18 protein-coding genes, 1 tRNA gene and 1 pseudogene are annotated in these 18,330 nt (G+C 63.0%); 5 read left to right on the top strand and 15 right to left on the bottom strand.

Annotation, left to right across the window (positions count from 1 at the left end):
- Positions 1-15 precede the first annotated feature (15 nt).
- Positions 16-498 carry an anthrone oxygenase family protein gene (locus AB4Z51_RS33175; RefSeq protein ID WP_135216613.1) on the bottom strand — a complete coding sequence of 161 codons (483 nt, stop codon included), beginning with the start codon at positions 496-498 and terminating at the stop codon, positions 16-18.
- A gap of 94 nt (positions 499-592) precedes the next feature.
- Between AB4Z51_RS33175 and AB4Z51_RS33170 the strand changes: the two genes are divergently transcribed.
- The 3 genes from AB4Z51_RS33170 (at position 593) to AB4Z51_RS33160 (ending at position 3,006) form a co-directional block, all read left to right on the top strand.
- Positions 593-1,243, top strand: a complete 651-nt coding sequence (locus AB4Z51_RS33170) for a TetR family transcriptional regulator (RefSeq protein ID WP_441498802.1) — start codon at positions 593-595, stop codon at positions 1,241-1,243.
- A 104-nt stretch (positions 1,244-1,347) separates the two neighbouring features.
- Positions 1,348-2,535 carry an acetylornithine deacetylase gene (gene argE, locus AB4Z51_RS33165; protein ID WP_135216611.1) on the top strand — a complete coding sequence of 396 codons (1,188 nt, stop codon included), beginning with the start codon at positions 1,348-1,350 and terminating at the stop codon, positions 2,533-2,535.
- Positions 2,536-2,703: 168 nt separating this feature from the next.
- Positions 2,704-3,006, top strand: a complete 303-nt coding sequence (locus AB4Z51_RS33160) for a hypothetical protein (protein ID WP_135216610.1) — start codon at positions 2,704-2,706, stop codon at positions 3,004-3,006.
- A 192-nt stretch (positions 3,007-3,198) separates the two neighbouring features.
- Here AB4Z51_RS33160 and AB4Z51_RS33155 read toward each other — a convergent pair whose 3' ends face one another.
- From AB4Z51_RS33155 to AB4Z51_RS33145, 3 genes are all read right to left on the bottom strand, one after another.
- Complete coding sequence (locus AB4Z51_RS33155; protein WP_135216609.1) at positions 3,199-3,825, bottom strand: LysE family translocator; 627 nt, start codon at positions 3,823-3,825, stop codon at positions 3,199-3,201.
- A gap of 209 nt (positions 3,826-4,034) precedes the next feature.
- The gene (locus tag AB4Z51_RS33150; RefSeq protein WP_441498801.1) at positions 4,035-5,093 is read right to left on the bottom strand and encodes a phosphotransferase family protein; all 1,059 of its coding nucleotides are present in this window, start codon (positions 5,091-5,093) and stop codon (positions 4,035-4,037) included.
- Positions 5,094-5,224: 131 nt separating this feature from the next.
- Entirely contained in the window at positions 5,225-6,460 is a 1,236-nt protein-coding gene (locus tag AB4Z51_RS33145) for an acyl-CoA dehydrogenase family protein (protein WP_063982561.1), read from the bottom strand.
- Between the two features lie 209 nt (positions 6,461-6,669).
- Between AB4Z51_RS33145 and AB4Z51_RS33140 the strand changes: the two genes are divergently transcribed.
- Positions 6,670-7,332: a TetR/AcrR family transcriptional regulator gene (locus AB4Z51_RS33140; RefSeq protein WP_441498800.1), complete on the top strand. Its 663-nt coding sequence runs from the start codon at positions 6,670-6,672 to the stop codon at positions 7,330-7,332.
- A gap of 212 nt (positions 7,333-7,544) precedes the next feature.
- Here AB4Z51_RS33140 and AB4Z51_RS33135 read toward each other — a convergent pair whose 3' ends face one another.
- The 10 genes and pseudogenes from AB4Z51_RS33135 to AB4Z51_RS33090 form a co-directional block, all read right to left on the bottom strand.
- Positions 7,545-7,937, bottom strand: a complete 393-nt coding sequence (locus AB4Z51_RS33135) for a RidA family protein (RefSeq protein WP_038942317.1) — start codon at positions 7,935-7,937, stop codon at positions 7,545-7,547.
- Positions 7,938-8,140: 203 nt separating this feature from the next.
- Positions 8,141-8,356, bottom strand: a complete 216-nt coding sequence (locus AB4Z51_RS33130; protein ID WP_441498799.1) for a hypothetical protein — start codon at positions 8,354-8,356, stop codon at positions 8,141-8,143.
- Positions 8,357-8,592: 236 nt separating this feature from the next.
- A complete protein-coding gene (locus AB4Z51_RS33125) occupies positions 8,593-9,822 on the bottom strand; it encodes a CaiB/BaiF CoA transferase family protein (protein ID WP_085405399.1) in 1,230 nt (409 codons plus the stop codon).
- A gap of 177 nt (positions 9,823-9,999) precedes the next feature.
- On the bottom strand, positions 10,000-11,205 hold the full coding sequence (locus AB4Z51_RS33120) for an MFS transporter (RefSeq protein WP_135216606.1): 1,206 nt from the start codon (positions 11,203-11,205) through the stop codon (positions 10,000-10,002).
- A gap of 133 nt (positions 11,206-11,338) precedes the next feature.
- Positions 11,339-12,166 (bottom strand): 3-keto-5-aminohexanoate cleavage protein, encoded by an 828-nt coding sequence (locus AB4Z51_RS33115; protein ID WP_135216605.1) that lies wholly within the window; start codon positions 12,164-12,166, stop codon positions 11,339-11,341.
- A gap of 120 nt (positions 12,167-12,286) precedes the next feature.
- A complete protein-coding gene (locus tag AB4Z51_RS33110) occupies positions 12,287-13,684 on the bottom strand; it encodes an MFS transporter (RefSeq protein WP_441498798.1) in 1,398 nt (465 codons plus the stop codon).
- A gap of 360 nt (positions 13,685-14,044) precedes the next feature.
- Entirely contained in the window at positions 14,045-14,248 is a 204-nt protein-coding gene (locus tag AB4Z51_RS33105) for a hypothetical protein (protein ID WP_135216603.1), read from the bottom strand.
- An 18-nt stretch (positions 14,249-14,266) separates the two neighbouring features.
- Positions 14,267-15,601, bottom strand: a complete 1,335-nt coding sequence (locus AB4Z51_RS33100; RefSeq protein ID WP_135216602.1) for a PQQ-dependent sugar dehydrogenase — start codon at positions 15,599-15,601, stop codon at positions 14,267-14,269.
- Positions 15,598-16,050, bottom strand: coding sequence for a DUF2231 domain-containing protein (locus AB4Z51_RS33095; protein WP_135216601.1), 453 nt, complete (start codon positions 16,048-16,050; stop codon positions 15,598-15,600). The genes AB4Z51_RS33100 and AB4Z51_RS33095 overlap by 4 nt, the downstream gene beginning before the upstream one ends.
- A gap of 63 nt (positions 16,051-16,113) precedes the next feature.
- Positions 16,114-16,338, bottom strand: a pseudogene (locus tag AB4Z51_RS33090) (GDP-L-fucose synthase); the annotation flags it as partial.
- A gap of 481 nt (positions 16,339-16,819) precedes the next feature.
- On the opposite strand from AB4Z51_RS33090, the gene AB4Z51_RS33085 reads away from it, so the two are divergent.
- On the top strand, positions 16,820-17,176 hold the full coding sequence (locus AB4Z51_RS33085) for a hypothetical protein (RefSeq protein ID WP_354125819.1): 357 nt from the start codon (positions 16,820-16,822) through the stop codon (positions 17,174-17,176).
- Positions 17,177-18,080: 904 nt separating this feature from the next.
- On the opposite strand, the gene AB4Z51_RS33080 is transcribed toward AB4Z51_RS33085, so the two are convergent.
- Positions 18,081-18,154: transfer RNA gene (locus AB4Z51_RS33080), tRNA-Gly, on the bottom strand.
- Positions 18,155-18,330 lie beyond the last annotated feature (176 nt).

Here is an 18,330-nt window from a genome sequence, read left to right as displayed (position 1 = left end):
CGATGCCGATTTGGCCTACGAAGCCAGCGCTGCGACAAACAACCCGCTTGCGACCGCCGACGCAACCGTCCGCACGTGGTTCCAGAACGTCCAGTCCTTCAGATACGTCGCCCACACCGCGCCAGCCTCCGGCGCGGACGGCTGCAACGCGGCGAGCGCGTTGTTGAGCGGGACGTTGAACACCATCGTCACGACGAACATGCCGATGACGTAGAGGCCGCCGCCGGCGATCATGCTCATTGCCCCCGGCTCGCTGACGCGCAACGTCCCCATCACCACCAGCGCCGCGCCTGCCACGGTCGTGCCGAGAAACAGCGGCATGAACAGCGAGCGTACGATGTCGACATTGATCGCGTTCATCGCCGCGATGCCGGCGGCCTGATCGAGCCGGTCAAACGCGGTCATGATGAAGGTCGAAAAGGCGAAATAGATTCCGGCCATGAGGCCGCAGCCGATCGCCGAAAACCAGAGCAGTCCGGTCGTAAAAACCTGCCTCATGCCGCAGCTCCCTCAAATACGATAAACTCTCGCATTTGATAAATGCGATAAACTCTCTTATTTCTAACGTCAAGCGCGGATGGCGGGAATCAGCATGCCGGAACGGAAAAGCAGGACGGACAAGACGACGCACGCGGCCGCGCGACGCACGCCGCTGGTGCCGACGCAGGAGCGAAGCCGAAAGCGTTTCGATCGCATCCTGACGGCTGCGGCCGAGATCCTCACCGAGAAAGGCAGCGATGCCTTCCGGATGAGCGACATCGTCGAGCGCACCGGCATCGCGTTCGGCTCGCTCTATCAATATTTTCCGGACAAGAGCACGGTGATCGGGACGCTTGCCGAGCGATGCAATGTCATCGGCCGCGAATGCGTCCAGCGCGACCTCGCCGAGATGAAGAAGCTGTCCGACCTGCACGCTGCGCTGTGCCGCATCACCGACGGCTATGACCGGATGTTCCGCGAGCATCCTGTGATGCATCACATCTGGCAGGCGAAGCAGGCCGACCGAAGCTTGCGGAAGATCGACGAGGAGGGTGTGGCCTTTCTCGCCGGCCTCTTGCGCGAGGCGCTCAAGCGCGTCGCGCCGAAACAGCCCGCCGCCGCCCTCACCTCCTTCTCGCAACTGGCGATGATCCAGATCGCCGCCACGGTTCGTCACGCCATCGCCTTGCCGCCGGCGGAGGCGCGGCGTACGCTCGAGTTGTTCAAGCGAATGCTGCCGAAAGATCTCTCCGCGCTCGGCTGAGGTTCAGCGAAAGCACCCTTCGCGATCCGATTTGCCCGAACCGCCACTCCGTTGGTATGTTTCGTGCAGGCGGCGAAGCCATCCTCCATCTCATGGACGAGACAATGCCCAACCCGATTTTCCCGAGTTCACGACCCGATCGCATTCGCAACCTCCTCGCCGACCTCGTCGGCTTCGACACCGTCAGCGACCGCACCAATCTGCCCTTGATTGCCCATATCGAGAGCTATCTCGCTTTCCTCGGTGTCAAGGGCGAGCGCATCGTCGACGACACCGGCCAGAAGGCCTCGCTTTGGGTCACGATCGGACCGGAGGACCGTCCAGGCCTCGTGCTGTCGGGACACACAGACGTCGTGCCGGTCGTGGGCCAGGACTGGAGCCACGATCCGTTCAAGCTGGTCGAGCGCGACGGCAAGCTCTACGGCCGCGGCACCACCGACATGAAGGGTTTTGTCGCGGTGTGCCTCGCCATGGTGCCGGAGATGCTGGAAGCGAAGCTGACGACGCCGATCCATCTCGCCATCTCCTATGACGAGGAGATCGGCTGCGTCGGCGTGCGGCCGACGCTGCGCGAGGTCGCGAAGAAGAAGATCAAGCCGCTCGGCGCCTTCATCGGCGAGCCGACCGAGATGAAGGTCATCATCGGCCACAAGGGCAAGCACGGCGTGCGCGCGACATTCCGTGGTCTCGCCCGCCACTCCTCGATCGCGCCCGACGGCGTCAACGCGATCGAATACGCGGCCGAGCTGATCACCGAAATCCGTCGCCGTGCCGTGAAGCTTGCGGCCGCGCGATCGAATGACAGCCTCTACGACGTTCCGCATTCGACGCTGCTCACCAGCATCGTGCATGGCGGCGCCGCGCTGAACATCGTGCCCGATACCTGCACGGTGGATTTCGAATGCCGCGGCATCGGCATCACCGAGTCGCGCGAGGTGACGGATGCGATCGTCGCCTGGGCCAAGGCCGAGCTCGAGCCGGAGATGAAGGCGAGACATCCGGAGTGCGGCATCGATTTCGAGGAGATCCTTGATTATCCCGCGCTCGACACGGCGGCCGACGCCGCCATCGTCACACTGGCAAAAAGCCTCGCCGGCCGCAACGACCACGCCAAGGTCGCCTTCGGCACCGAGGCGAGCCTGTTCGCCAGCATGGCGGATATCCCGTCGGTGGTGATCGGCCCCGGCGCGATCGCGCAAGCGCATACGCCCGACGAGTTCGTGGCGATGGCGGAGCTGGAGAAATGCGCAGGCTTCGTGGAAAGGCTGATCGCGCATTGTGTGAAGGGCTGACCCGTAGGGTGGGTTAGCTTAGCGCAGCGTAACCCGCCACTTCTGTTGCGCCGTGCGAATGGCGGACAATGATGCGCCTTTGCCCACCCTGCGGGAGCTGATTTGCCCGACAGGCAAGGCTCCCTCCTGCTAGGCTCCAGACTCTCGCCTAACCGAAGGGAGAACTCCATGAAGGCCATCGCACTGGGCGCACTCGGGGCCGCGCTGGTTGCGGCCGCCGCTCCCGCCGCGCCGCTCAACGCAACGACGATCGGCTCTGCCGAAATCTCCGACGTCGACCAAGTCGGTCTGATCTGCAACGAGTATTATGGACGCTGCTGGCGGACCCGGGGACGCTATGTCCTGCGCTACTTTGACGACCCCAGCTACTTCCCCGGCAGGCGCTACAACTACTACGCCGGTCCCGGCTATTACGATCGCGGATACGGCGGCTACTACGTCGGACCGAGGTTCACCATTCGCGCCTGGTAGCAGGCCAATCGCCATCAGAGCGGCGCCGTCGTGTCGAAGAAGAAGGGCATGAACAGCGAGCGCAGGATGTCGACATTGATGGCGTTCATCGCCGCAACCGTTCAGAGCGTAGCCCGCATGAGCGTTAGCAACATGCGGGACCGCCGTCCCGGGTGTCGCTGCGCTCACCCGGGCTACGGGAGCACGCGTTCCTCATCGCTCCTGCAACGCCAGCCGCACGCCGACAACGCAGTAGATGGTCCCGACCACCTTGCCCTGCCATTTCACCACGGCCGGATGGCGGCGCAGGAGATTGCCCAGACGACCGGCGCCGACGGCGAACACCACGGTGCTGACGAGACCCAGCAGCACGAAGACGATGCCGAGGATCGCAAGCTGAAGTGCGATCGAACCGTGCTCCGGCCTCACGAATTGCGGCAGGAAGGCGAGGAAGAACAGCGCGGTCTTGGGATTGAGCACTTCAGTCAGCACAGCCTGCCGGAAGGCGCGACCCGCGCCGATCGCGGGCGCGCCGCCGTTCAGCTCGACCGGCGCCTTGTCGAGCATCGCGCGAATGCCGAGATAGATCAGGAACGCAGCGCCCGCATATTTAACGATGCTGAACAGCAGCGCAGAGGTCGCGATGATCGCCGAAAGACCGACGATCGCCATCGAAGTGTGGATCAAGTCACCGGCCGCAATCCCCGCGCCGGTTGCGATGCCGACCTTCGTTCCCGAGCTAACCGCGCGCGTCATGGTGAGCAGCGTCGCAGGCCCGGGAATGAAGACAAAACCGAGTACGATGAGGATGTAGGTGATGAGGGTGGCGTGATCGATCATGTGGCTGGCCGTTCTTTCACTGATGTCGCTACGACAGCGGTGTCATGCCCCGGGTTGACCGGCGCATCCAGTACGCCGCGGCTCCTCTGCGTCCACGCGCTGTCTCTGGGATACTGGATTGCCCGCTTTCGCGGGCAATGACACCGAAAGTGTGGAGACGGCGAACCACAAAGCGAAAAGGCGCGGCCATCAGCCGCGCCTTTGTGTGTCTAAACCGCGCCCGCCTTCTGCGCGTATTCCCATGAGGCCTTCGACAGCGGCACGGTGCGCTTGGCGGACTCCAGAGCCTTGGCGTTGGCGGCGGTGCCGTCGCGGACGCGGCCGGCGATGCCTTGGGTAATGCCGGCGAGGCGGAACAGGTTGTAGGCAAAATACCAGTTGAGATCAGGCACCGTCATCTTGGTGACGTTGCAATAGATCTGCGCGGCCTCCTCCACGCTTGGGATGTTGAGCGCCTTGAGGTCGGCGCCCTCCAGGCCCGGCATGATCCACTGCATCAACAGATAGGTGAAGTCGGCCATGGGATCGCCAAGCGTCGACAGCTCCCAGTCGAGCACGGCCTGCACGCGCGGTTCCGTCGCGTGGAAAATCATGTTGTCGAGGCGATAGTCGCCGTGGACGATCGAGACGCGCGCCTGCTCCGGCACGGTTTTGGGCAGCCATTCGGCGACCTTCTCGAACTCCGGAATGTGCTGCGTCTCGGACGCCCGGTACTGCTTGGTCCAGCGATCGATCTGGCGCGCGAAATAGTTGCCGGGCTTGCCGAACTCGCCGAGGCCGATCGCGACGGGATCGTACATGTGGAGTTTTGCCAGCGTCTCGATCTTGCTGGTGAATATCTTGCGGCGGTCCTCCGGCGTCTGGCTCGGCAGCGTCGGATCCCAGAACACCCGGCCGTCCTCCATCGACATGATGTAGAAGGCGGCGCCGATGATGCTGTCGTCCTGGCACAGCGCGTAGGCGCGCGCGACCGGAAAACCCTGCTTTCCAAGGGCTGCGATGACGCGATATTCGCGATCGACCGCGTGCGCCGACGGCAGCAATTTGCCGAACGGCTTTCGGCGCATCACGTAGGAGCGGTTCGGCGTGTTCAGCCGGTAGGTTGGATTGGACTGGCCGCCCTTGAACTGGAGCACGACCAGCGGGCCCTCATAGCCTTCGACGTTGTCGCGCATCCAGGCCTCGAGCCGCATCTCGTCGAAGCGATGACGCTCCTCGACCGGMTTGGTGCCCGAGAATTCTTCGTCTTTCCTGACGCCGTCAGCCACGATGACGCTCCCTCTTCAGTCCGAACATGATCCTAATCGGTAACCGCTGACGCACTTGCGTCAAGCGGTCACCGAATGCGGATCAGCCCTGTCGTCTTTTTCAAGTCGGGAGCGCCGCAGGGCTCTCCCTCTTAATGCTTGGGAGAATTGGCATACTTCCGAACTTCGAGCCTTGCAATGGCGCGATTGTGCACCTCGTCCGGACCGTCGGCGAGCCGCAGCGTGCGGATGCCGGCGTAGTCCTTGGCAAGACCCGCTTCGTCGGAGACGCCCGCGCCACCAAAGGCCTGGATCGCCTCGTCGATGATCTTCAGCGCCATGTTGGGTGCTGCGACCTTGATCATGGCGATCTCGGCCTGCGCGGTCTTGTTGCCGACCTTGTCCATCATGTCGGCGGCCTTGAGGCAGAGAAGACGCGTCATCTCGATGTTGGTGCGGGCCTCGCCAATGCGCTGCTCCCACACCGAATGCTCGACGATCTTCTTGCCGAAGGCGGTGCGCGACATCAGACGCTTCACCATCTTCTCCAGCGCCTCCTCGGCCTTGCCAATGGTGCGCATGCAGTGGTGGATACGGCCGGGACCGAGGCGGCCCTGCGCGATCTCGAAGCCGCGGCCTTCGCCGAGCAGGATGTTCTCCTTCGGCACGCGCACGTTCTCGAGCAGCACCTGGGCGTGGCCGTGCGGCGCATCGTCGAAGCCGAACACCGGCAGCATCTTCTCGACCTTGATGCCGGGAGTGTCGAGCGGAACCAGGATCTGCGACTGCTGCTGATGCTTGGCCGCCTTGAAATCGGTCTTGCCCATCAGGATCGCGATCTTGCAGCGGGGATCTCCGACACCGGACGACCACCATTTGCGACCGTTGATGACGTAGTGATCGCCATCCTTCTCGATGCTGGTCTCGATGTTGGTGGCGTCGGACGAGGCCACCGCCGGTTCCGTCATCAGGAACGCCGAGCGGATCTCGCCGTCCATCAGCGGACGCAGCCATTTGCGCTTCTGCTCCTTGGAGCCGTAGCGCATGAACACTTCCATGTTGCCGGTGTCGGGCGCCGAACAGTTGAACACTTCCGAAGCCCAGGAGATGTGGCCCATCTGCTCCGACAGCAGCGCGTATTCGAGATTGGTCAATCCCGCGCCGCGGAATTCATCGTCCTCATGCTCGTTCGGCGGCATGAACATGTTCCAGAGGCCTTCGGCCTTCGCCTTCTTCTTGAGGTCCTCCAGAACCGGGATCACCTTCCAGCGCTCGCCGCTGTGGTCCTGCTCGTTATAGATCGGCACCGCCGGACGCACGTGCTTAGTCATGAACGACTGCACGCGGTCGAGCCATTCCTTCTGCTTGGGGGACAGATCGAAATCCATGGGACGCTCCTCGGTCTCTCTTTGCAAAGCTGTTTTGCGCCGGACTGTCCTCCCGCCGCACGCGACCCGCAAGCGCGAATGCTTGCGGACGCCTCGGAACCGGCTCGCGCGTTGCGAACGAGTCTCGATTGCGGATTGACTTTCTCCGGCCTTCAAACGATAGTTTCATACAAGTGTTTGAATTGCAACTCCCTCCCCGAGGGGCATCCATGGCCAGCGATCATACGAGGTCTGCCATTCTCGCCGCCGCCGAACGGCTTTATGCCGATCGCGGCTTTGGCGACGTGACGCTGCGCGACATCGTCGCGGAGGCCAACGTCAACCTCGCGGCGGTGAATTATCATTTCGGCTCGAAGGACGAATTGATCGCAGAGTTGTTCGTCTCGCGTTCGATCGCCACCAACCGCGAACGCCTGCGCGAATTGAAGGCTGCGGAAGAGCAAGGCGGTGGTGGCGCGCCGATCGAGGTGATCTTGCGTGCCCTCGTCGGCCCGACCTTGCGCGGCTGCCTGGGTCCAGAAAACCAGCGCTCCACCGCGGCGCGCTTCATGATCCGCGCCTCGATCGAATCCGTGCCGCCGATCCGCCGCATCAAGAATCGCGAGATCGACCATTTGCGGAAATTTGCAGGCGCCATGCGGCGCTCCCTGCCCGACCGCAGCGACGTCGATATCTATTGGGGCCTGAACTTCGCGCTCGCCATGGCGCACCACACCATCCGCGAGAGCGAGCGGTTGACGAAGCTGTCGGAAGGCAAATGCGATCTCGACGACGTCGACGACGTCGTCGCGCGCGTCGTCAGCGTCGCGACGATGGCGCTGACGGCGGGGCGGACCGAGACGAAGGCGCCGTCATGGGTTGTCGCGCGTTAGTCAAAAAGCCRTAGCCACGCCGGCGCTGCGCTCCCTCGCCCCGTTCTTACGGGGCCGCGATGAGCTTCGCTCGCGCTGAGAGGGTTGGGGTGAGGGGCCTCTCTCCTCGTGCGAGATTGCCGAATGACCTGTGCCCCCTCACCCGGATTGCATCTTCGATGCAATCCGACCTCTCCCCGCAAGCGGGGCGAGGTAAAGTAACCGCCAGTCCCTCACATCATCGCGATGCAGTCGATCTCGACGTCGAAGGGGCCGAACCATTCCGGGGTGCAGACGAAGATGCGCGCCGGCGGATCGATCGGGAAGTAGCGCGCATAGATCGCGTTGAAGACGGCGAAGTGTTTGGTCGAGGTGCAGTAGACGTTGCACTTCATGACATTGTCGAGCGAGGCGCCTGCCGTTTCGAGGCAGAGCTTCATCTGCTCCATGATGATCTCGCTCTGCCGCGCGATTGGCATCCCCCCGATCTCGCCCGTCTCGGGGTCGAACGGCGGCAGGCCGGCGACGAAGATCATGTTGCCGGCGCGCGTGACCGGCGAGGTCGGCGCCTTGACGCGGTCGAGAAAGGACGAGATCGGTTCGACGCGGAGCGCTTCGCGTTTCATCGGCGGCCACCTTCGGTTCGAGCGAGACTGGCGCCTTGCTACATTATTCTGCAGCCGGCATGCTTCGCTAAAGCTCGAAGTGTGGTTGCGGGCCTAGAGCGCGATCAGATCGCGCTCTAGTGTTGTTTGAGCATGATCTCCGCGCAAACGCGTTCCGCGTTTGTCGCGAGGGAAAACCGCTGCGCAGTTTTCCGGATCGTGCCTTACACCCGCTGCGGCATCTCCTCGGCCTCTTCCTTGGTAAGCAGCAGCAGCATCTCGATACCCATCTCGCCTTCCTGGGGCGAACGGATGAACTTTATTTCGTCGGCGCTTTGCCGCAGCGCGGCGATGATGGCGACGGCCTGATTGGCCGTTGCTGCCTCGGTCGCCAGAATTGCCTTCTGGTCCTTGGCTTGAAACCCGATCGTGTAAGACATGCGTTCCCTCCCGGACTTGCGTCGGGATGATCGCATCAGAGTCGCGCGCAAAGCGGAAGCCTGTGCGAGACGGACCGGGTTTATCTGGGGGTGCGCGCAAGCCTCGGGCAAGGCCGGGCATGGCGCGCGCGTCGTCCGCGGTCGCAACCGTCGCTCCCAGGCTGGTCAGGATCGCTGTCGCATGCGCGCCAGCATTGGTCTTCGCCGGCACGCCCTGGGAGGATCAGGAAGCGAAGCTAGATGATCCCTTGCTGCTTCAGCTGCTCGATCTTGCCGGCATCATAGCCGAGCTTGCCGCCGAGCACCTCCTGGGTGTGCTCGCCCAGCAGCGGCGGGGCACGATAAGTCTCGATCGGGGTCTCCGAGAGGGTCAGCGCGTTGCGGATCAGCGAGAGATCGGGCTCGAACGGATGATCCACCTTCACCCGCATGCCGCGCGACTGGACGTGCGGATCGGAAAACACCTGCTCGAAATTGTTGATCGGGCCTGACGGCACGCCGGCCTCCTCCAGCTTGTCCAGCCAGTAGGCCACCGGCTGCTTCAGGAACAGGCCGGCAAAGATCGCCATGATTTCCTTGCCGTGCACGACGCGGTCGTTGTTCTTGACGAAGCGCTTGTCGTTGGCGAGCTCGGGCTCGCCGAGCACGGCGCAGGTGCGCTGGAACTGGCCGTCATTGCCGACCACCAGCATCAGCTCGCCGTCGGTGCAGCGGAACACGCCGGCCGGCATGCCGCCATTGCCCCAGGTGCCGCGGCGCGGCGGCATCTTGCCGTTGACGAGGTAGATCTGGAGCCAATGCGACAGCGATGCGATGACGGTGTCGAACAGGCAGACGTCGATGTGCTGTCCCTGCCCGTCATTGGCGTCGCGATGGTACAGCGCCGAGAGAATCCCGATCGAGGTGTTCATGCCGGTCATGTAGTCGACGATCGACGGGCCGACCTTCATCGGACCCTCGCCGGGCTCGCCGTCGATATGGCCGGTGACGCTCATCAGGCCGCCCATCGCCTGCAGGATCGCGTCATAGCCGGCGCGCGGCGCGTAGGGGCCGGTCTGGCCGAAGCCGGTCACCGAGCAATAGATGATGCCGGGGTTGATCGCCTTGATCGTCTCGTAGTCGAGGCCATAGCGCTTGAGATCGCCGACCTTGTAGTTCTCCATGAAGACGTCGACGTCCTTGGCGAGCGCGCGGATGATCGCCTGCCCCTCGGGCTTGGCGATGTTGACGGTGACCGACTTCTTGTTGCGGTTGGCGCAAAGGTAGAACGAGTTGTTGTTGTTGGCCTTGCCCTCGGGATCGGTCAGGTAAGGCGGGCCGAAGGCGCGCGCGTCGTCGCCGGTGCCCGGCCGCTCGATCTTGATCACCTCCGCGCCGAGATCGCCCAGCATCTGGGCCGACAGGGGCCCGGCCAGCACGCGGGTGAGGTCAAGGATCTTGATGCCTGAGAGCGGCAGAGCCGACATGTCGATTTCCTCCGGGAACTGGATCTTGGCGCGGCGCTCGAAGCGGGCCTGCGCCTCCTGCGGATACACTATTTTCGGGCGCTGAGCACTGCACGCTGGGCATACGGCCATCCCCTGCCCCGCAGCTGAGGTAGCCCGCGGCGGCGAATTCCGCGCTACGAAGATTACGTCGACGGTTCAGGTCGCGGCCGCCGCAGCCACCTGCGGCCGCCGTCGGCCAAGCAGGACCAAAATCAGCACCGTGGCGCAGGAGAAGACAAAGGTGAGACCGAGCGCACCACGGCTGCCGAACTGGGTGAGCAGGCCGACAAGGAGCGGCGGCGAGATCGCGGATGCCAGATTGAGTGGCAGCGCGATCATCGACATCGCCTTGGCGAACTCGGCCTGGTCGTAGAACACCAGCGGGATCGTCGCCCGCGCCACCGCCATCGCACCGCTGCCGGCGCCATAGAGCAGGATGAAGACCGCAACCGCCCAGGTCACCCCCTCGCTCGTCATCAGCAGCAGCATGGCCACCGGCAACGCCGTGCCCGCGACGAGCCCGGTCGTGATCCCGTCCCATCGCCCGCCGCCGAGGAAGTCCAGCCCGCGGGCGCTGACCTGGATCACGCCCAGCATCGAACCGAACGCGAGCGCCTGCGCGGGCGCCAGCCCCTCCGTCCTCAACAATTCGATCATGATGGCGCCGATACCGAAATTGACGAAGGCATTCATCGTGATCGCGGCGACGACGAGGCCGAAGGTGCTCTTGGGAATCGCGGGCGGCGGCGCAGCCTTGACCGGCTCGCCACCATCATCCCCAGCCGTTTTCCGGCGGGGTGCGAAGAACGCATAGAAGGGAAGATTGATGACGAGCATCATCGCTGCATAGACAAGGCACGTCCCGCGCCAGCCGAGCAGGCCGCTGAGGAACGACGTGGTCGGCCAGAAGATGCTGCTGGAGAGTCCCGTCACCAGCATCAGCGCGCCGATCGCGTCCTTGGCCCGGCGACCAGCGACCTCGTTCAGCATGATATAGGCGCCGGTGGAGAGCGTGGCGCTGCCGGCCATGCCGAGCACGACCCAGGCGGCGAAATAGAGGATTGGCTCGCGGGCGAAGGACAGCAGAATGTAGCCGGGGATGGCGACGGCCGTACCGGCCATCATCACGTTTCGCGCACCATGCCGCGCAAAGGATTTTGCCAGCCAGGGAGCGCATAGCCCCATCGAAACGTAGAGCACCGAGGTGCCCGCAAACACCATCGGCAGACTCATGCCGAGATCGGCCGCAAGGTCGCGGCCGACGATGGGCGGAAGACCGATCGTGCCCCATCCAACGAGCTGGGTGATTGCCAGCACCAGCAGGACCCCAATGAGTCTGCTGTCAGATTTCAAGAACCGCATTCCACTCGTCGCCTGCCCAGCAGGCGCCGATCACGCCTGTGACACCGTCTTACCCGGAGACTCAGTGCAGCGGAACGCCGGCCGCCGAATGGCAGAAGGCGGCCGGGAGCATGTCAGCAGGGGGCAGTAGCCTCTACCCCGCGAGCCCGAGCACGGATCGCGCCTCGGCTGCGGTCGCGACGCGCCGGCCGTGGCGCGCGACAGCCCCGGCGGCGATGGTCACGAGCTCGGCGTTGCTGGCGGCCAGGCGGGTCTTGTCGATCCTGATATTGTCCTCGAGCCCGGTCCGCACCGCGTCGGCGCCGCGCGCAAGCGCCCAGCCCATGACCTCGGCCTGATGGCGTCCGATCCCGGCCGCCGTCCACGTCGCTTTCGGGATCAGCCGCTTCAGCTCTCCCAGGAGGATGTCGAGGACATGCTCGTCCGCAGGCATCGCGTTCTTGACGCCCATGACGAATTGCACGTGCGGACGCGAGTCCATCAGCCCCGCCTCGATCAGACGCCGCGCACCGTGTAGATGCGACAGATCGAAGATCTCGATTTCCGGGCGGATGCCATTTGTCTTCATGCCGGTCGCGAGAGTCTCGACCAGGGCGGCGCCGTTCTCATAGACGATCGTCGGAAAGTTCACCGATCCAGTCGACAGCGAGGCCATGTCCGGCTTCAGATAAAGCGATGATCCCCGCGCCGAGGGATCGCGGCCCCGCCCGCCGGTCGAGAACTGAACGATCATCCCCGGACAATGCTTTTTGATCCCCTCCTGCACCTGCGCGAAACGCGCGGGGTCGGAGGACGGCGTCTCGTCATCGTTGCGAACATGGATATGGGCAAGCGTGGCGCCGACCTCGAAGGCCTCCTGCGTCGACTCGATCTGCTCGGACGGCAAGATCGGCACCGCGGGATTGTCCTTCTTGCGCGGAACGGAGCCGGTGATGGCGACAGCAACAACAACGGGGTTCATCCCTTGACCTCATGATGATCGCGCTCGCGCGCACGGAGTTCGAATAGGCAATCAAGTAACGCATCGAGCCCCACCGCTGCAAACATCATCGATCGCAGCGGCAGGCTCCTTGCGTGCCCTTCAGGTCGGAATTGCGGCCGCACCGCTCGCCGCCTCCGCACGCTGCCGCTCATAGTCGGCCCGCGGCATCGGAACGGCCTTGGGATTGCCGAGATCGTCGATATTGACCCGATAGGTCTCCCGGGCCGTGACGGCCGCCAGCGCCGCGATGACAGTGATACCGAAGGCGATCGCTCCCACCGTCAAGGGGATATTGTCCGAGCCGGGAGGTGCCACAGTCGCAAACAGGGCCGGAAGCAATGCGGTGATGGTCGTTCCGATGTTCTGCGAGATCGCCATCGCCGACACGCGGGTGCGGGTCGGAAACAGCTCGGGGTAAAAGCTCGGGAAGATCGCGTTGTAGCCCTGATAGACGACGCCCCACATCAGCAGCGACACCAGGATCGCCAGCGGCACATTCCTGATGCTGATGGCATAGAGATAGACGAAGGCAAGCAAGCCTGAGAGCAGCGCGCCCACGATGATCGGAGGCTTGCGACCGACCTTGTCGGAGAGATTGCCGACGAAGGGAATGACGAATATGGCCAGCATATTTCCGAGGACCGGGATCCACAGATAGACGTCCTTGGCAAAACCGATGCCATAGGCCGGCTGCACCGCGTAGGCCGCACCGAAGATGGTCGCAACGACCGGAATGACGTTCATCAGAGCCATGCAGATCACCCTGAGCATGTCGCGCCAGCTCAGCTTGATGGCCTGAACAATGGGCGACCGCGGCGTTTCTCCCCGTGCGCCCTCTTGCGCAAAGGCAGGGGTTTCGTCGACTTCGCGACGAATGATGTAGCCGGYGACGATGACGAAGAAGCTGAGCAGGAACGGAATCCGCCATCCCCAGCTGTTGAAGGCGTCGGTCGGCATATAGGCCGCCAGCGGCAGGAAGACGGCTGCCGCGAGGATTTGTCCAGCCTGCACGCCTTGAAGGGCGAAGCTTGCATAGAAGCCGCGCCGGCCGAACGGCGCATGCTCCAAAATCATCGAGCTCGCGCCGGAGATTTCACCGGCCACGGCAAATCCCTGCACGAGGCGCAGGATAACGAGCAGGATCGGCGCCAGGATGCCGACCTGCTGATAGGTCGGCAGGATACCCACCGCCATCGTCGAGATGCCCATCAGGAACATGCAGACGATGAGAACAGTCTTGCGGCCATGGGTGTCGCCCCAATGTCCGAGGACGAAGGCCCCGATCGGCCGGGCCACATATCCCACACCATACGTCGCCAGCGATGCGACGATGGCGACGGTGGGATTTTCCGACGGGAAGAAGATTTGCGGGAAGATCAGCGACGCGGCGGTCGCGTAGATGAAGAAGTCATAATATTCGAGAGCCGAACCGATCCAGCCGCTCGCAGCAGCCTTCCTGGACTGACTCATGTGACGGATCGTGCGAGTCGTGGTCATCGCAGAAAATTCCTCCACTGGGTTTGCTGACGTCCCGTTGTCGGGCTTCGCTAGAAATTGGGCAGTATTCTCCGGGCGCTCTGCCGACTTCCGCGAGCGCTTGTCACTGCCGATGGGTATCCGATTGGTCGCGACAATAGGCTTTCGCCGGGCTAACACAATTACCCAGTTATGCGATAAACCTAACATGATGTTATTTTCGCGCGGGGCGCGCGCCTCCGCCCGGCGGTCACGCGCGCGGACCGGCTCGACATGCCGTCACAGGAAATCACTCGGACGGATTGAAAATACGCGCGACATACCGCGTGCCGTCGATCGCCCGCGGGGCGCAGGCGGCCGAGGTGACGAAGTTAGCCGAAGTTAGCTTCCCAGCGCGGTCTCTCCCCGCTCGCGCCCGGGGACGCTGACGTGAACCTCATGCCCCTGGCGAAGCGCCAGTGAAGCGGCGGCAACTGCCGACTCGAATGCGGATTCCTTGGTGGCGTATTTGCCGTTGACGTTGCCGTCGTGCAGCACGCCCCATTCTCCGTCGACCGGGATGATCGCGTATTGAGCAAGGCCCATGGTGCAACTCCTCGATATCTAGCGCTGCGTGACCTGCGGATGGGCTGCCGTCACCCGCCACACGGTGTTGCCACTGTCGTCGGCGACCAGCAGTGCGCCGGTCTTGTCGATGGCGACGCCGACGGGACGGCCGCGTGCCCGATCGTCGCTGTTGAGGAAGCCGGTGACGACGTCTTGCGCAGGGCCACTCGGCTTGCCGTCCGCAAACGGCACGAACACGACCTTGTAGCCGTTCAGCACCTGCCGGTTCCAGCTGCCGTGCTCTCCGACGAAGGCGCCGCCGCGGTAAGCGGCCGGCAGACTCGTGCTGGTGTTGAAAGCCATCCCGAGCGGCGCGACATGCGAGCTCAGCGCGTAGTCCGGCACGATGGCCTTGTCGACGAGGTCTGGCCGCTGCGGCTTGACGCGGGGATCGACGTGCTGGCCGTAATAGCTGTAGGGCCAGCCATAGAAGCCGCCGTCCTTCACCGACGTCATGTAGTCGGGGACGAGATCGGGACCGAGCTCGTCGCGCTCGTTCACTACCGTCCACAGCGCGCCCGTCTGCGGCTCGAAGCTCAGCCCATTGGGATTGCGCAATCCGCTCGCAAAAATGCGCCAGCGGCCGCTGGCGCGATCGACCTCGAGGATGACGGCGCGATTGTGCTCGGCCTCCATGCCGTTCTCGGTGATGTTGCTGTTGGAGCCGACGCCGGCATAGAGTTTCGAGCCGTCGGGGCTCGCGACCAGGCTCTTGGTCCAGTGATGGTCGATCGGGCCGCCAGGCAGCGGCGTCAGCACGGTGCCCGGCGCGGTGATTTTCGTATCGCCCTCCGTGTAGGGATATTTCACGATCGCATCGGTGTTGGCGACATAGAGGTCGTTGCCGACCAGCGCGACGCCGAACGGCGAGTTGAGATGGTCGAGGAAGACGCTTTGCATATCTGGCACGCCGTCGCCGTTGGTGTCCCGCAACAGCGTGATGCGGTTGCTCGGGCCCGTATCACCGCCGGAGGTCGCCCAGGACTCGACATAGCCCATCACGATCTCCTTGGGCCGCTTGATCGCGGCGCCCTTCGGCGCCTTGGACTCCACCACGAGCACGTCGCCGTTGGGCAGCACATAAAGCGAGCGCGGATGCTGCAAGCCCGTCGCAAAGGCTTTTGCCTGCAGGCCCTGCGCGACGGTCGGCGTCTCGTCCTTCTTCCAGCCGATGATGCGCGCGATGTGAATCGGCGGCAGCAGATATTGCTGAATGTCAGGCAGCTTTGGATTGGCGCCGATCTGCGCTTTGGGATCACCGCTGCCGTCATCGCAACCGGCAAGACATAGAAGCGAAGAGCACAGCAATATCCCGACAAGCAAGGACGTCATCGCGCAACTCCGACGCCGTGGCGGTACACCATCGCCCAGCCGAGCCAGCCGGTGACCGGGAGGATCAGGACGGTGATCACCGAAAGAATGAGCCCGGTCGGCCACACCGAGGTCCACGCATCACGCGTGTGGATCAGCACATTGACAGTCGCCAGGATCAGCGCCACGGCGTTGCCGATCAGATGCGGCCAGGCCGGAGCCTGCGCCCGCACCAGGCGATTGCCGAGGAAATCAGTCAGGCCGGCGATCGCCGCCAGCACACCGAAGATGACGCCGACCACCAGAAGCCAGGCGGAGAAATCCGCCCACATGATCTCGGCGCTGACGACATAGGCAATGTCGGTCACCAATGCCCCGATGAAGCACGCGATCGGTATCGGCACCAGCATCGGATGAATCGGATGACCTGCGATTTGCGCGGTGGAGCGCACGCGCACGGCTTCTTGCACGGTCGGCCTCGTGTGGCTTTTCGCCCTGCCCGACCGGCCAACTCTTGCTTGCGGTGAAGGTTCCTACTCTCGCACCGCCACCGGCGCGCCGGCCTGATACGCCGCATAGGCGCGCCTCAAGCCATCGTGAAGCGACGTCGTGGCACGCCAGCCGAGCTTTTCGAGACGGCCGACGTCGAGCAGTTTGCGCGGCGTTCCATCGGGACGCGAGCTATCGAAATTGATCTCGCCGCCGTAACTAACGATGTCGGTCACGACGAGCGCGAACTCGGCTATGGTGTAGTCTTGGGGTGCCCTACTACTGTCGGCATTGTGGTCGCGCAACCGTAGCGATCTCGCGTCTTCGCTGGATGACATTTCACCGCCCTGGCCGACCCCGGATGGGCATACGTCTTCGATGACAGGCTCGAAGAGGAGATTGTCGGCTGCACCACGATCGATGCGGGCGCGAGCCGTCCCGCGTTCCTTGCGCCGGTCACCGTCATGAGGCCGATAGCTTGGTCGAGAGGAATGGAGCGGGTGAAGGGAATCGAACCCTCGTCATCTCGATACACCTCATCGAAGATCACCCAACCGCACAAACTGTCATATTTTCAGCAGCATAGCGGCAGTTAGCACATAACCGGAAATCACCCGAAAACGCCTCCCTACCGGAATTGCCCCCCCGCGAGCGACCCCAGAAACTGGGGCAAAAACTTCCGTCTGCGGTTGTTCTAGGCGCCCTCTGCACGCATTCTGTTTGCAAAATCTACTGCAAGGGGTTGGGCAAGTGGCCGAGGAATTTGAATACGACGTTGCTTTCAGTTTTTGCGCCATCGATGAAGGTGTGGCTACGCAACTAAACGATTTTCTGTCCCCGCGCTTGAAAACATTCATCTATAGCGAACGGCAACGAGAGATTGCCGGAACAGACGGGCAGGAAAGCTTCAGCCAAGTTTACGGGAGAACCGCCCGTCTGGTTGTGGTGCTATTCCGACCGGAGTGGGGCGAGACACCCTGGACTCGCGTTGAAAGGGACGCGATCAAGAACAGGTCCTTGGATGACGGCTGGGACTTCACGACCTTTGTGCCAACGGTCGATCGCCCGCAATGCCGCCTTGGCTACCGAAGACGCGGCTGTATGTAGGACTGCAGCGCTGGGGCATCGAAGGGGCCGCTGCAGCAATTGAATCGCGAGCTACGGAGCGGGGCAGCAACCCACACGAAGAAACCGTCGCGGAGCGTGCCGATCGTCTTCGCAGATCCCGGGATATCAAAGAGAAGTGCTCATTTGCTATTTGATGTATTTAAGGGGTTTCCATAAAATCGTTGCGCTATTCCTACCAACTCGTGCGACCAGATTACCACGCGTGGGTTGGTGTAGATGAGAAGGGACGTGATTTTGCGCCACAACAACTCGCGGACCATGTCCTTCGCACATACATGGACATCGCCGAGAAGACCAAGACCGATTACTAGCCGGCGCCTCGATCGACCCGAGCGCACTCCCTCAACTCCTTCCGCACTCGCTTCCGCTCATCCTCTGTCTTCGCCTCATCGACGTGCGATTGGAGGATGCGGCGCATCTGTCCTCGGCCGACTCCTTCGTCTGGACAGCAGGCTCATGTCGCCAAGGTTGGGAACGTCAGGGTAGTGTTGAGCAAGAACAGCCGATGGAAACGGCTCAATTCACCAGCTATGAGGCGCGCCACCCGAGATGGTGCCAAGCAACGCTCGCAGCCTCAATGCCCGAGCAAACACTTCCGTAGTTCCTATGTAGTGAAGCCGCGTTGTTTCGTGGCTTGTGATTTTGCTTTCACGGATTCTAGTCGAATGAGGATTCGCGTGACAATGCGTGACAAAGAAAGAACGCGCGCCACTCAGTGAGGGCCGATTGGTTGCCTCATCATCGGCCTCTCAGTCTCATGACGACGGTTGCGCCGGAGCGCCCCAAAGAGCGCTTCTTGGTCGCACGACGGACTCTTGATATGCCTGAGCGCGTTACGTAACGCCTTGTCCCGCAACCGCTTCTGCTGCTGCATGTTGGTGGTTGGAGCGGGTGAAGGGAATCGAACCCTCGTATTCAGCTTGGAAGGCTGCTGCTCTACCATTGAGCTACACCCGCATCACTGGCTCCCTAACACGACCGGGCGGCAGTCTCAACTGCTCCGAACCGGCCTTTCCCGTCTCGCGGACAGGCCAGTTCCCGCCCCCGGGGCGCCCTTAACGGCGGCGGGATTTCGTCCTATATTCAGAGTCCCGAAACCAACGAAAGGAGGTGATCCAGTGTCTTATCTCAAG

This window comes from Bradyrhizobium sp. 2TAF36 (genome assembly GCF_052114925.1).
In the GTDB taxonomy this organism is placed as follows: domain Bacteria; phylum Pseudomonadota; class Alphaproteobacteria; order Rhizobiales; family Xanthobacteraceae; genus Bradyrhizobium; species Bradyrhizobium barranii.
Note: the sequence above shows the minus strand (reverse complement) of the source record. Positions and strands in the feature narration are given on the sequence as shown.

What these genes read in the sequence shown, in the direction of transcription:
- AB4Z51_RS33120 (WP_135216606.1), bottom strand. Translation starts at nt 11,205, where the DNA reads ATGCGGTTCTTGAAATCTGACAGCAGACTCATTGGGGTCCTGCTGGTG.
- argE (WP_135216611.1), top strand. Translation starts at nt 1,348, where the DNA reads ATGCCCAACCCGATTTTCCCGAGTTCACGACCCGATCGCATTCGCAAC.
- AB4Z51_RS33160 (WP_135216610.1), top strand. Translation starts at nt 2,704, where the DNA reads ATGAAGGCCATCGCACTGGGCGCACTCGGGGCCGCGCTGGTTGCGGCC.
- AB4Z51_RS33125 (WP_085405399.1), bottom strand. Translation starts at nt 9,822, where the DNA reads ATGTCGGCTCTGCCGCTCTCAGGCATCAAGATCCTTGACCTCACCCGC.
- AB4Z51_RS33155 (WP_135216609.1), bottom strand. Translation starts at nt 3,825, where the DNA reads ATGATCGATCACGCCACCCTCATCACCTACATCCTCATCGTACTCGGT.
- AB4Z51_RS33115 (WP_135216605.1), bottom strand. Translation starts at nt 12,166, where the DNA reads ATGAACCCCGTTGTTGTTGCTGTCGCCATCACCGGCTCCGTTCCGCGC.
- AB4Z51_RS33175 (WP_135216613.1), bottom strand. Translation starts at nt 498, where the DNA reads ATGAGGCAGGTTTTTACGACCGGACTGCTCTGGTTTTCGGCGATCGGC.
- AB4Z51_RS33105 (WP_135216603.1), bottom strand. Translation starts at nt 14,248, where the DNA reads ATGGGCCTTGCTCAATACGCGATCATCCCGGTCGACGGAGAATGGGGC.
- AB4Z51_RS33140 (WP_441498800.1), top strand. Translation starts at nt 6,670, where the DNA reads ATGGCCAGCGATCATACGAGGTCTGCCATTCTCGCCGCCGCCGAACGG.
- AB4Z51_RS33145 (WP_063982561.1), bottom strand. Translation starts at nt 6,460, where the DNA reads ATGGATTTCGATCTGTCCCCCAAGCAGAAGGAATGGCTCGACCGCGTG.
- AB4Z51_RS33170 (WP_441498802.1), top strand. Translation starts at nt 593, where the DNA reads ATGCCGGAACGGAAAAGCAGGACGGACAAGACGACGCACGCGGCCGCG.
- AB4Z51_RS33130 (WP_441498799.1), bottom strand. Translation starts at nt 8,356, where the DNA reads ATGTCTTACACGATCGGGTTTCAAGCCAAGGACCAGAAGGCAATTCTG.
- AB4Z51_RS33135 (WP_038942317.1), bottom strand. Translation starts at nt 7,937, where the DNA reads ATGAAACGCGAAGCGCTCCGCGTCGAACCGATCTCGTCCTTTCTCGAC.
- AB4Z51_RS33100 (WP_135216602.1), bottom strand. Translation starts at nt 15,601, where the DNA reads ATGACGTCCTTGCTTGTCGGGATATTGCTGTGCTCTTCGCTTCTATGT.